The sequence below is a fragment of the Kitasatospora sp. NPDC101157 genome (genome assembly GCF_044768255.1).
Lineage (GTDB): Bacteria > Actinomycetota > Actinomycetes > Streptomycetales > Streptomycetaceae > Kitasatospora.
Genome location: NZ_JBIWPL010000027.1, coordinates 36,882 through 49,426, shown reverse-complemented (window position 1 = coordinate 49,426; position 12,545 = coordinate 36,882). Strand labels below are relative to the sequence as shown.

The following is a 12,545-nucleotide window of genomic DNA, read 5'->3' as shown; positions in this document are numbered from 1 at the left end:
TCACCCTTTCGTGTGCTTTTCACGAGAATTCTCAAGCTGCGCCTGTCGATCGCCGACAAAGGAGGCGTGAGTACCCTTGCGCACCCCCCCATGACCCCCGCCCGTTCCGCCGATGGGCCCATCCACGGCCCCGGCGATCTGGACCGCTTCTCGTACGCCGACCGTCCGACCCCGCCGGCGCCCCGCTGGGAGGGCGCCGAGTCCGACATCGGCCGGGTCGGCCGCAAGACCACCAGCAGCCGTGGGCGCGGTCTGCACGGCCAGCTGGTCCAGCAGCTCGGCCAGATGATCGTCTCCGGCGACCTCGGCGCCGACCGTCCGCTGGTGCCCGAGGAGATCGGCCAGCGGTTCGAGGTCTCCCGGACCGTGGTCCGCGAGTCGCTGCGCGTGCTGGAGGCCAAGGGCCTGGTCAGTGCCCGCCCGAACGTCGGGACCCGGGTCCGGCCGGTCGGCGACTGGAACCTGCTGGACCCGGACATCATCGAGTGGCGCGCCTTCGGCCCGCAGCGGGACGAGCAGCGGCGGGAGCTGTTCGAGCTCCGCTGGGCGATCGAGCCGCTGGCCGCCCGCCTCGCCGCCGGCCACGGTCGGGAGGACGTCCAGCAGCGGCTGGTCGAGCTGGTCGAGATCATGGGCCACGCCGCCGCCCAGGCGGACCTGTCCACCTACACCCGCGCGGACGCCGAGCTGCACGCCCTGGTCCTGCAGATGGCCGGCAACCGGATGCTGGAGCACCTGTCGGGGATCGTGTCCTGCGCGCTGCAGATCTCGGGCGGTCCGGCGATCTCCTGCGAGCGCCCCTCCGAGTCCTCGGTCAGCCTGCACGCCCGGCTGGTGGACGCGCTGGGCACCGGCGACGGCACCGCGGGCGAGGCCGCAATGCGGGCGCTGCTCACCGTCCACCCCGAGATCGAGCCCTCCGTCCCCGCGCCCCGGGAGCACTGAGCGGGCTGTTCTCGGCGAGCGGGCGCGCCGGGCGCGGTCCCGCTCCTCCAGGGCCCTCCGGCCGCACCGCGCGGCGCAGCCGGAGGGCCTCTGCGTGGCGCCGACCGCCCGGACCGACCATCCGGCCGCCTTCCCGGCGCGTCGGACCCCGCGCCACTGCGCCGGGCTGCTGCTCAGCGCCACTGCGCCGGGTCGCTGCCCAGCGCCACTGCGCCGCGCCACTGCGTCGAGCGACTGACCGGGCCGACGCCGCCCGCCAGCGTGACTCGTTCATGACAATCGATTCCGCCGAGAGTGCGCGATGATGGATCCCGGCCCCGGGGCCGCGGGCGCCGAGCGGTGTGACCCGCGACACGAAGGCCATGCGTAACACTTGACGAGTAGCAGCGATGTGTCCTGAGCGGAAGCAGCTCCGGAATACTCCAACATGTCAGAATGCTGTGTTGGTCCGCGGCGCTGCTGCCGTCCTGCAAACCCAGTCCTCAAGCCCGAGTCGGTCGGAATCGACACCGCGCGTCCGGCGCGCGATCTCCTTCCCCGCCCGCTCGGGCGGCCGGTACGGGTTCGAGTCCACTCATCGTCCGAGAGGTTGTTCGTGTCGGCCAGCACATCCCGTTCGCTTCCCCCCGAGATCGCCGAGTCCGCGGCTCTGCTGGCGCTCATCGAGCGGGGCAAGGCCCAGGGGCAGATCGCCGGTGACGACGTGCGCCAGGCGTTCGAGGCGGACCAGATCCCGGTCACCAAGTGGAAGAACGTCATGCGCAGCCTCAACCAGGTGCTGATTGAGGAGGGGGTGGACCTCATGGTCAGCGCGGCCGAGCCGGCCGGCGCCAAGCGCAAGAGCGTTGCTGCCAAGAGCCCCACCAAGCGCACCGCCACCAAGGCTGTCACCACCCGGACCCCGGCCGCTCCGTCGGCCCCGACCAAGCCGCCCGTGCGGATCGCCCCGGGCGCCCCCGTCGCGGCTCCGGCCGTCGCGGCCGCCGCCGCGGCGCCCGCCCCCACCGTGTCCGCCGAGATCACCGTCGAGGAGACGACCGGCGTCGTCACCGAGGTGAAGTCGGTCGCGGCGAAGAAGGCCGCTCCGGCCAAGAAGGCCGCGGCCAAGAAGACCGCCGCGCCCGCCAAGAAGACCGCCGCCAAGAAGACCACCGCCGCCAAGGCCGGCAAGGGTGGCGACGAGGAGCTGCTCGGCGACGAGGAGCTGCTTGAGGACGTCGCGCTGCCCGGCGACAAGACCGAGACCGAGGCGGGTCCGGAGGAGGAGTCGGAGGGCTTCGTCCTCTCCGACGACGACGAGGACGACGCGCCGGCCCAGCAGGTCGCCGTCGCCGGTGCCACCGCCGACCCGGTCAAGGACTACCTGAAGCAGATCGGCAAGGTCCCGCTGCTCAACGCCGAGCAGGAGGTCGAGCTCGCCAAGCGCATCGAGGCCGGCCTGTTCGCCGAGGACAAGCTCTCGGCCGCCGACAAGCTCGCCCCCAAGCTCAAGCGCGAGCTGGAGATCATCGCCGAGGACGGCCGCCGCGCCAAGAACCACCTGCTGGAGGCCAACCTCCGACTGGTGGTCTCGCTGGCCAAGCGCTACACCGGCCGCGGCATGCTGTTCCTGGACCTGATCCAGGAGGGCAACCTGGGTCTGATCCGTGCGGTCGAGAAGTTCGACTACACCAAGGGCTACAAGTTCTCGACCTACGCGACCTGGTGGATCCGTCAGGCGATCACCCGCGCCATGGCGGACCAGGCCCGCACCATCCGCATCCCGGTGCACATGGTCGAGGTCATCAACAAGCTGGCCCGCGTCCAGCGCCAGATGCTCCAGGACCTGGGCCGCGAGCCCACCCCGGAGGAGCTGGCCAAGGAACTCGACATGACCCCCGAGAAGGTCATCGAGGTCCAGAAGTACGGCCGCGAGCCGATCTCGCTGCACACCCCGCTGGGCGAGGACGGCGACAGCGAGTTCGGTGACCTGATCGAGGACTCCGAGGCGGTCGTCCCGGCCGACGCGGTCTCCTTCACCCTGCTCCAGGAGCAGCTGCACTCGGTGCTGGACACCCTCTCCGAGCGCGAGGCCGGCGTGGTCTCGATGCGCTTCGGCCTGACGGACGGTCAGCCGAAGACTCTGGACGAGATCGGCAAGGTGTACGGGGTCACCCGTGAGCGCATCCGCCAGATCGAGTCGAAGACCATGTCGAAGCTGCGCCACCCGTCCCGCTCCCAGGTGCTGCGCGACTACCTGGACTGATCGACGGCAGTACGCGACGAAGGCCCGGAACCGCACGGTTCCGGGCCTTCGGGCCGTTCGGGGGCGGTTCGTCAGCGTCCGGGTGGCCCGTGTCGCCCGTCCGGGTGGCGGCGCTACGGGAAGGAGTCGCGCACTGTGGTCGAGCACCTACGCTGTGCCGGTTGCCTGCTGCCGAGCCTTGTGGAGTCACGGTGCTGACCGACCCGGACCGAGCCGACCTGCCGACCCCCGCCCCTCGCCGGTCCGTCCCGACCGCCGTCCCTGGTGCCGTCCCGACCGCCGTCCCGTCCGCGGCCGGGGCGGCGGTCCGGGCGGACCGCCGTCGGCGCAGGGGCGCCCTGCTGGCGCTGCTCGCCGCCGTCCCCCTGCCGCTGGTCGCGCTCGGCACGGCCGCCCCCGCCGAGGCGCAGCGCCGGGTGGTCGGGGGCGAGGCCGTGAGCACCGCCGACCGTCCGTGGATCGTGGCGCTGGCCAGCCGCCAGCAGTTCGGCAGCGGTCGCTCCGGCCAGTTCTGCGGCGGCGCGCTGGTCACCCCGACCAAGGTGGTGACGGCCGCGCACTGCTTCTACGACGAGTCCAAGGGGGGCCGGGTGGACCGTCCCGGCCTCAAGGTGATCGTCGGGCGGGACGACATGCGCGGCTCGGCCGGCCACGAGGTGGCCGTCCAGCAGATCTGGATCCACCCCGACTACGACTTCGCCGCGAACATGAACGACGTGGCGGTGCTCACCCTCGCCGAGTCCCAGGGCGCCCGGCCGGTGGTCGGGGTGGTCGGCCAGGGCGACAGTGCGCCGTACGCGGCCGGGACCGATGCGCAGGTCTACGGCTGGGGTGACACCAGCGGTCGGGGCGACTACTCACCGGTGTTGCGCGGGGTGGACGTGCACATCGTCCCGGACCAGACCTGCGCGCACGCCTACCCGGGCGGCCCGGACGGCAAGTTCGACGCCCGTGGCATGGTCTGCGCGGGCGAGGAGAAGGGCGGCAAGGACGCGTGCCAGGGCGACAGCGGAGGCCCGCTGGTCGTGGCCGGTCGGTTGGCCGGGCTGGTGTCCTGGGGGACGGGCTGCGCCGAGGCCGCCCACCCCGGGGTGTACACCAGGCTGTCCTCGGTCGCGGACGCGTTGCGCTCCGCGCTCTGAGCATCGCTGCGGGTGATGGAGCGGTGACGTTCTGACGCCGTATCGGTGGAAAACAGCGAAGCCGGGTGGCCGACCCTCGGAGGGGTCGACCACCCGGCTCCCCGGTCGCGCATCGCGCACGACCGGACACAGCTCGACACCGGCTGGTTGGGCGCCTGGGATCAGCGCTCGTCGTCGGCGGCCGTCGCGGTGTTGCTGGTGGTGAGACGGCCGCTCTCGTCCTGTATCTCCACGGCGATCTTCTTGAGCTCGGGCTCGAACTTCCGGCCGTGGTGGGCGCAGAAGAGCAGCTCTCCGCCGCTGGCGAGTACGACGCGCAGGTAGGCCTGGGCGCCGCAGCGGTCGCAGCGGTCAGCCGCGGTCAGCGGGCTCGCAGGGGTCAGAACAGTAGTCACGTCGCCTCTTCTCTAGCTCGACGAGCTGTCGTACCAGGGTCAACATCCAACCAGGCCGAAAACGTTCCCGCTCGTGGCTTTTCTTCTCTGAGGATTCTGCTGTGTTGATGAGGACGTGCCCCGGGGGCCGGTGGTTCATGCGTGCCGGGAACCCGGGATCCGCCCATCGCTCGAACGTCCGATCGGGACCGGGGTCGAGGTCCGCGTAGCATAATCCTCTGCCGGGTTGGAGCATAAGCCCCGTCCCGGGCCCCGGTAGCCTGCATAACGGCAGTTCCGGAGCCTGAGCCGGACCCCACGATCCGCCAGGACCGGTGGTACCGGGAGGAGATGGCGCCCCCGGGGCCCACGGCCGGGTGCGGTCCTTGTTCGCGCAGCGCGTACAAGCTGCGCCGGGCCGGCCCGCCGTGCTGTGCACCCGTCGCAGGGGTGCGAGCACACGGAGCGACGACTGTCGGTGCGGCGTGCTGCACTGGCGGATGGTCCGGATGCGTCCGGATGTGACCGATGAGACAGAACTTCACCGAGGAGAGTGCCGCGTGAGTGCCGAAACGACCGTGCCGTCCGCGCTGCTGGCCGGCGACGACGGTTCCAACTACACCGCGCGGCACCTGCTCGTCCTGGAGGGCCTGGAGGCCGTCCGCAAGCGCCCCGGCATGTACATCGGTTCCACCGACAGCCGCGGTCTGATGCACTGCCTCTGGGAGATCATCGACAACTCGGTCGACGAGGCGCTGGGCGGCTACTGCGACCGCATCGAGGTCCTGCTGCACCCGGACTCCTCGGTCGAGGTCCGCGACAACGGCCGCGGCATCCCGGTGGACGTCGAGCCCAAGACCGGGCTGTCCGGGGTCGAGGTCGTGATGACCAAGCTGCACGCGGGCGGCAAGTTCGGCGGCGGCTCGTACGCGGCCTCCGGCGGTCTGCACGGTGTCGGCGCCTCGGTCGTCAACGCGTTGTCCGCCCGGCTGGACGTCGAGGTCGACCGCGGCGGCCACACCCACGCGATCAGCTTCCGCCGCGGCACCCCCGGCATCTTCACCGAGGCCAGCCCGGACGCGCCCTTCGAGCCCGCCAACGGCCTCACCCGGACCCGCAAGGTGCCCAAGACCCGTACCAGCACCCGGATCCGGTACTGGGCCGACCGGCAGATCTTCCTCAAGGACGCCAAGCTCTCCCTGGAGAACCTGCACAACCGCGCCCGGCAGACCGCCTTCCTCGTCCCCGGCCTGACCATCGTCGTGCGTGACGAGCGGCTCACCGAGAGCGAGCAGGTCGAGGAGTCGGTGTTCCACTACGACGGCGGCATCGCCGAGTTCTGTGAGTTCCTGGCCCCCGACAAGCCGGTCAGCGACGTGCTGCGGCTACGCGGGGAGGGCACCTTCAAGGAGACCGTGCCGGTCCTGGACGAGCTCGGCCACATGACCCCGACCGAGGTCACCCGCCACCTCGGCGTGGACATCGCGCTGCGCTGGGGCACCGGCTACGACACCACCCTGCGCTCCTTCGTCAACATCATCGCCACCCCCAAGGGCGGCACCCACGTCACCGGCTTCGAGCGCTCGCTGGCCAAGACCGTCAACGAGGTGCTGCGCTCCAGCAAGCTGCTGCGCGTCGCCGAGGACGACATCACCAAGGACGACGCCACCGAGGGCCTCACCGCCGTCGTCACCGTCCGGCTCGCCGAGCCGCAGTTCGAGGGCCAGACCAAGGAGGTGCTCGGCACCTCGGCGGCCAACCGGATCGTCGCGGCCGTGGTCGCCAAGGAGCTCAAGGCCTTCCTCACCTCGGCCAAGAAGGACCAGAAGCAGCAGGCCCGGGCCGTGCTGGAGAAGGTCGTCGCCGCGGCCCGCACCCGGGTCGCCGCCCGGCAGCACAAGGAGGCCCAGCGCCGCAAGACCGCGCTGGAGACCAGCTCGCTGCCGGCCAAGCTGGCCGACTGCCGCAGCGACGACGTCGACCGCAGCGAACTGTTCATCGTCGAGGGTGACTCCGCGCTCGGCACCGCCAAGCTCGCCCGCAACTCCGAGTTCCAGGCGCTGCTGCCGATCCGCGGCAAGATCCTCAACGTCCAGAAGGCCTCGGTGAGCGACATGCTCAAGAACGCCGAGTGCGCCGCGATCATCCAGGTGATAGGGGCCGGCTCGGGCCGCACCTTCGACATCGACCAGGCCCGCTACGGCCGGGTGATCTTCATGGCCGACGCCGATGTCGACGGCTCGCACATCCGCACCCTGCTGCTGACCCTCTTCCACCGCTACATGCGGCCGATGGTCGAGCAGGGCCGGGTCTTCGCCGCCGTGCCGCCGCTGCACCGCATCGAGCTCACCAACCCCAAGCGCGGCCAGGAGAAGTACCACTACACCTACTCCGACGCCGAGCTGCGCTCCACCCTGCTGGAGTTCCAGCGCAAGGGGCAGCGCTGGAAGGAGCCGGTGCAGCGGTACAAGGGCCTGGGCGAGATGGACGCCGACCAGCTGGCCGAGACCACCATGGACCCGCGCCACCGCACCCTGCGCCGGATCAACCTGGGCGACCTGGAGCAGGCCGAGAAGATCTTCGACCTGCTGATGGGCAACGACGTCGCCCCGCGCAAGGAGTTCATCGTGGACTCGGCGGCCACCCTGGACCGCTCCCGCATCGACGCCTGACGCACCCGGCCGACCAGGGCCCTCCACCCACGGGTGGAGGGCCCTCGCGCAGCCCGTTCCACCCGGGCTCCACCCCGGCGCCGATCAGCGGGGAGCGGCGGATCCGTAGCGTCGGAGAGGTCAGCGAAAGCCTCTCCCCGGGACGGAGAACCTCCCATGTCTGCCGTAGCAAACCTCCTCGTGATCGCCGCGGTGGTGGTCCTGGTGGTCCAGCGCCAGATGCACGTCCAGCGCCTGGACACGGAGCGCCGCTTCTGGCTGCTGCCGCTGATCCTGGGCGTGCTGGCGCTGCGCGACCCGCAGATCATCGACCACCAGCACGCCGCGCTGTCGGCCACCCTGCTCGCCGCCGGACTGGTCGCCGTGCTCGCCATGGGAACGGTCTGGGGCTGGACCGTCCGGATCTGGCGGGCCGGCGACGGCAAGGTCCTGGTCAAGGGCACCAAGGCCACCCTGGCCGCCTGGGGCGGGATGCTCGCCATCCGGATCGGCCTGTACGGGATCGGCTCGGCCCTCGGCGTCCACCAGGCGGGCAGCTCGCTGATGCTCGGCATGGCGGTCCTGCTGCTGGTCCGCTCGCTCGTGGTCAACTGGAGGGCCCGGGCGCTGGATCCCGCGCAGGCGAGCGCCGTACTGCACTGACGTACCGCACGGATCGATCGCAGTGAGCACCGAGGAGGCACCCGTGGCCGGGTGGTACTGGACCCGCTGGCCGTCCCGGGAGGGGATGGAGCGCGACGCCGAGAGCGGGCCGCGGCGGGTCCTCACCGTGCTCGGCCGGATCGTCCTGCTGGCCGTCGTCGGCTGGGGGACGTTCGCCGACGGCAGGTACACCGGCTGGGCGGTGGCGGCCGCGGCGGCCGGACTGGCCGCGGTCGCCGCCCTCTGCGTGGGGTTCCTCCAGGCCAGCCGGAAGCAGCGCCCGATCGCCTCCTACCTGTTGGCCGCCGTCCTGGTCGGGGCCGCCTGGCCGGCCGAATGGGGGCGGGCCTACACACTCGCCGATCTGGTCTGGGTGGGACTGGCCGTGATCGCGCTGGTCCGGCTGCCACCCGCGCCCGCGCTGGTCGTCGGCACGGCCGCGCTCGGCTCGTACACCGCGGCCAGCTGGGCGAGTTGGCTCAGCATCGCCGCCACCATCGGCGGGGTCGCCCTGCTCGGCTTCCTGCTGCGGCTGGACATCGAGGCCCGCGGCACCGCCCGCCGGCTGCTGGTCCAGGAACGTGCCGCCCGGGCCGCGGAGGCGGAGAGCGCGGCGCTCGCCGAACGGGCCAGGATCGCCCGGGAGATCCACGACGTGCTCGCCCACAGCCTCTCCGCGCAGCTGGTCCACCTGGAGGCGGCCCGGCTGATGCTGGACGCCGGGACGGACCGTGAGCGGATCCGCGAACGGGTCGTCGCCGCACGGCGGATGGCGCAGGACGGGCTGGTCGAGACCCGGCAGGCGCTGTCCGCGCTGCGCGGGGAGTTCACACCGGTCGGGGAGTTCCTGGTGGAGCTGACCGAGCGGGAGCGGGCCCCGTTCACCGTCACCGGCACGCCCCGGCCGCTGGCCGCCGAGGCCGGTCTGGCGGTGCGGCGCACGGCACAGGAGGCGGTGACCAACGTGCGCAAGCACGCGCCGGGCGCCCGGTGCTCGGTCGAACTGCGGTACCTGGACGACGCGGTGGAGCTGGAGGTGCGCAACGCCCGGGCGCCGCGCGGCCAGTCCGCGGGCGAGCCCGGCGAGCAGTCCTCGGGCGAGTCGTCCTCCCGTGAGCTGGCCGACAGCGGCAGCGGGTACGGTCTGCTGGGGATGCGCGAACGCGCGGAACTGCTCGGCGGCACCCTGCTGGCGGGCCCCGAGGACGGAGGGTGGCGGGTGTTGCTGCGGGTGCCGGCATGACGGCCGCGGTCACCAGGGTGCTGGTGGCGGACGACCAGACCGTGGTGCGCGAGGGCATCGTGATGCTGCTGGGGCTGCTGCCCGGCATCGAGGTGGTCGGCGCGGCGGCGGACGGGGAGGAGGCCGTCGCCCTGGTGGAGCGCCATCACCCGGACGTGGTGCTGATGGACCTGCGGATGCCGCGCGTCGACGGCGTCGAGGCGACCCGGCGGATCCGGGCCGCGCACCCGGGGACCGAGGTCGTGGTGCTCACCACCTACGCCGACGACGAGTCGCTGTTCCCGGCGCTGCAGGCCGGGGCGCGCGGGTACCTCACCAAGGACGCCGGCGGCGAGGAGATCGCCAAGGCCATCGCGGACGTCCGCTCGGGTGCGGCGGGACTCTCGCCGCAGGTCCAACTCCGGCTGCTGGAAAGGCTTTCGGAGGCTCCGTCGAAGTCCGCGTCGCCGGGCGCGCCCGGCGGGCCGGGCGGGTCGGGCGTGCCGAGAGGGTCAGGCGTGCCGAGAGGGTCGGGCGTGCCGGGCGTTCCCGGTGCTGCACCGGCTGGGCCGGGTGCCGCCCGGGCCGGGGAGCTGCCGGACGGGTTGACCGTCCGGGAGGCGGAGGTGCTCGCACTGATCGCCGAGGGGCTCTCCAACGCCGAGATCGCCCAGCGGCTGTTCGTCAGCCAGGCCACCGTGAAGACGCACATCAACAACCTGTTCGCGAAGACCGCGGTGCGGGACCGCGCGCAGGCGGTCGCGTACGCCTTCCGACACGGAATCACCGGGACGCAGCAGTAGTCGGATGAGCGTCCGTCGGATGATCGACCACCTCATTGAGTGAAGGTATCTGCGATGGTCAGGGACGGTGTCCGGCGGCCTCCATGATGGTTCGGGTCAGAACGCCCGGCCCGGCCCAGGAGCAGCAGTGCCACAGCAGCAGACCAGCAGTCCCGGCCAGGGGCAGCGATTCGACTGGTGGGCCGCTCAGGCCACCGCCACCGCTTCCGAGCAGGCTGCCGCGCCCCGCCGAACGGCCGTACCGGCCCAACCGGGGCCCGCCCGTTCGGCCGCCGCCGAGTCGACCGCCGCCACCGAGCCGGTGGCCGCCCCGCCCGTCCCGCCGACGGCGCCCGCGATGCCGCCGTTCGCCCCGCCCGTCGTACCGCCGGTCCCGGCGGCCGCCCCGGCCCCGGCGGCCCAGGAGCCGGCGCCGGTGAGCACCACCGACAGCACCGAGGTCTACCGGAGCGTCCAGGCCAGCGCGGCCTTCCAGGACATCCGGCGCAGCTACCGCACGTTCGTCTTCCCGACCTGCGCCGCCTTCTTCGGCTGGTACCTGCTGTACGTCGCCGCCGACGCCGCCGCGCCCGGCGCGATGCGCAGCCCGGTGGCCGGCCCGCTCAACGTGGCCTGGCTGCTCGGCCTGCTGCAGTTCGCCTCCACCTTCCTGCTCACCTGGCTCTACGCCCGCAACGCCCGGACCAAGCGCGACCGCGCCGCCCTGGGCCTGCGCTGGGACACCCAGGACCAGCTGCGATGACGACCACCACCGGCGTGATGACCACCGCCACCCCGCCCCCCGTCGCCCCCACCGGCCAGCACCACGGCCTGGCGGTCGTGCTGTTCGCCGTCATCGTCCTGGTCACCCTCGGCATCACCCTCTGGGTCGGCCGCCAGGGCAACGCCGCCGAGGACTTCTACGCCGGCGGGAGGGACTTCACCCCGCTGCAGAACGGCTTCGCGCTCTCCGGCGACTACCTCTCCGCCGCCTCGTTCCTCGGCGTCGCCGGGCTGATCGCCCTGTACGGCTACGACGGCGTGCTCTACAGCATCGGCTTCCTGGTCGCCTGGCTGGTCGTGCTGATGCTGGTCGCCGAACTCGTCCGCAACGCCGGCCGGTACACCCTCGCCGACGTCCTCGCGCTGCGGTTGCGCCGTCGGCGGGTGCGGGCGGCGGCCGGCGGTGCCAGCGTCGTGGTCACCCTGCTCTACCTGGTCGCCCAGATGGTCGGCGCCGGCTCGCTGGTCGCCCTGCTGCTCGGCACCGACAGCGCCCAGGCCCGGACCTGGACCATCATCGCGGTCGGCGCCCTGATGATCGTCTACGTCACGATCGGCGGCATGCGGGCCACCACCTGGATCCAGATCGTCAAGGCCTTCCTGCTGATCGCCGGCTCGGTGCTGCTCACCGTGCTGCTGGTGGTGCGCTTCCACGGCGACCTCTTCGCGCTGATGCGCCAGGCCGCCCAGCACAGCGGGGCCGGGCACCGCTACCTCGAACCCGGGCTCAAGTACGGCGCCACCTTCACCAGCCGGCTGGACTTCTTCAGCCTCGGCCTGGCCCTGGTGCTCGGCACCGCGGGCCTGCCGCACATCCTGTCCCGCTTCTACACCGTGCCCACCGCCCGGGCCGCCCGCCGCTCGACGATGTGGGCGATCGGCCTGGTCGGCGGCTTCTACCTGATGGCCATCGCACTCGGCCTGGGCGCTACCGCGCTGATCGGCTCGGCCGAGGTGCGGCACGCCAACTCGGCCGGGAACACCGCCGTTCCGCTGCTCGCCCTGGTGCTCGGCGGCGGCAACGGCAGCACCGGCGGGGTGGTGCTGTTCGCGCTGATCTCGGCGATCGCCTTCGCCACCATCCTCGCCGTGGTCGCCGGACTGACCCTGGCCTCCTCCGCCGCCTTCGCCCACGACATCTGGGCGGGCGCCTGGCGCGGCGGCCCGCGCCGCCGCCGCGGGGGTGAGGCCGCCGAGAAGCCCAGCGAGCAGCAGGAGGTGGTGGTCGCCCGCTTCGCGGCCGCGGGGATCGGCGCGGTGGCGATCGTGATCAGCCTCTACGCCCAGCAGCTGAACGTCGCCTTCCTGGTCGGCCTGGCCTTCGCGGTCGCCGCCTCGGCGAACCTGCCGGTGCTGCTCTACAGCCTGTTCTGGTCGCGGTTCACCGTGCGGGGAGCGGTCTGGTCGGTGTACGGCGGACTCGTCCCGGCGATCGTGCTGGTCTTCTTCTCGCCGGTGGTCTCCGGGTCCAAGGTGGCGCTGTTCCCCGGCGTCGACTTCCACTGGTTCCCGCTGGAGAACCCCGGCATCGTCTCCATCCCGCTCGGCTTCCTGGCCGGGTGGATCGGGACGCTCACCTCGCCCGAGCCCGCCGACGCGGACCGCTTCGCGGAGCTGGAGGTGCGCGCCCTCACCGGTGCGGGCGCGGCCTAGTGCCGCGCCCCGGGAACCCCGGCGGGCTTGGGGCCGCCGGGGTTCCCGCACGTCCTGGGCGGATTGCCGCGCGTCCGCCGGGCGG

At 72.4% G+C, this 12,545-nt stretch carries 10 protein-coding genes; 9 read left to right on the top strand and 1 reads right to left on the bottom strand.

The features are described 5' to 3' along the window. Positions 1 to 12 precede the first annotated feature (12 nt). The 3 genes from ACIRVF_RS35365 to ACIRVF_RS35355 all read left to right on the top strand — a co-directional run bounded on the left by ACIRVF_RS35365 (position 13) and on the right by ACIRVF_RS35355 (position 4,332). Positions 13 to 945 (top strand): FadR/GntR family transcriptional regulator, encoded by a 933-nt coding sequence (locus ACIRVF_RS35365; RefSeq protein WP_402827408.1) that lies wholly within the window; start codon positions 13 to 15, stop codon positions 943 to 945. A gap of 589 nt (positions 946 to 1,534) precedes the next feature. Beyond that, a complete protein-coding gene (locus tag ACIRVF_RS35360; RefSeq protein ID WP_402827405.1) occupies positions 1,535 to 3,190 on the top strand; it encodes an RNA polymerase sigma factor in 1,656 nt (551 codons plus the stop codon). Positions 3,191 to 3,528: 338 nt separating this feature from the next. Next, positions 3,529 to 4,332 carry a S1 family peptidase gene (locus tag ACIRVF_RS35355; protein ID WP_402827565.1) on the top strand — a complete coding sequence of 268 codons (804 nt, stop codon included), beginning with the start codon at positions 3,529 to 3,531 and terminating at the stop codon, positions 4,330 to 4,332. 161 nt (positions 4,333 to 4,493) lie between these two features. Here the strand turns inward: ACIRVF_RS35355 and ACIRVF_RS35350 are convergent, their stop codons facing one another. Further along, positions 4,494 to 4,727 carry a hypothetical protein gene (locus ACIRVF_RS35350; protein ID WP_402827402.1) on the bottom strand — a complete coding sequence of 78 codons (234 nt, stop codon included), beginning with the start codon at positions 4,725 to 4,727 and terminating at the stop codon, positions 4,494 to 4,496. A 539-nt stretch (positions 4,728 to 5,266) separates the two neighbouring features. On the opposite strand from ACIRVF_RS35350, the gene ACIRVF_RS35345 reads away from it, so the two are divergent. The 6 genes from ACIRVF_RS35345 (at position 5,267) to ACIRVF_RS35320 (ending at position 12,460) form a co-directional block, all read left to right on the top strand. Then, positions 5,267 to 7,378: a type IIA DNA topoisomerase subunit B gene (locus ACIRVF_RS35345; protein ID WP_402827399.1), complete on the top strand. Its 2,112-nt coding sequence runs from the start codon at positions 5,267 to 5,269 to the stop codon at positions 7,376 to 7,378. 156 nt (positions 7,379 to 7,534) lie between these two features. Beyond that, on the top strand, positions 7,535 to 8,020 hold the full coding sequence (locus ACIRVF_RS35340) for a DUF1453 domain-containing protein (protein WP_402827396.1): 486 nt from the start codon (positions 7,535 to 7,537) through the stop codon (positions 8,018 to 8,020). An 85-nt stretch (positions 8,021 to 8,105) separates the two neighbouring features. After that, positions 8,106 to 9,263: a sensor histidine kinase gene (locus ACIRVF_RS35335; protein WP_402827562.1), complete on the top strand. Its 1,158-nt coding sequence runs from the start codon at positions 8,106 to 8,108 to the stop codon at positions 9,261 to 9,263. Beyond that, positions 9,260 to 10,045 carry a response regulator gene (locus ACIRVF_RS35330; RefSeq protein WP_402827393.1) on the top strand — a complete coding sequence of 262 codons (786 nt, stop codon included), beginning with the start codon at positions 9,260 to 9,262 and terminating at the stop codon, positions 10,043 to 10,045. The genes ACIRVF_RS35335 and ACIRVF_RS35330 overlap by 4 nt, the downstream gene beginning before the upstream one ends. Before the next feature lie 127 nt (positions 10,046 to 10,172). Continuing rightward, positions 10,173 to 10,787 (top strand): DUF485 domain-containing protein, encoded by a 615-nt coding sequence (locus tag ACIRVF_RS35325; protein WP_402827390.1) that lies wholly within the window; start codon positions 10,173 to 10,175, stop codon positions 10,785 to 10,787. Then, on the top strand, positions 10,784 to 12,460 hold the full coding sequence (locus ACIRVF_RS35320) for a cation acetate symporter (RefSeq protein ID WP_402827387.1): 1,677 nt from the start codon (positions 10,784 to 10,786) through the stop codon (positions 12,458 to 12,460). Before ACIRVF_RS35325 ends, ACIRVF_RS35320 begins: the two co-directional genes overlap by 4 nt. The last annotated feature ends 85 nt before the right edge of the window (positions 12,461 to 12,545 follow it).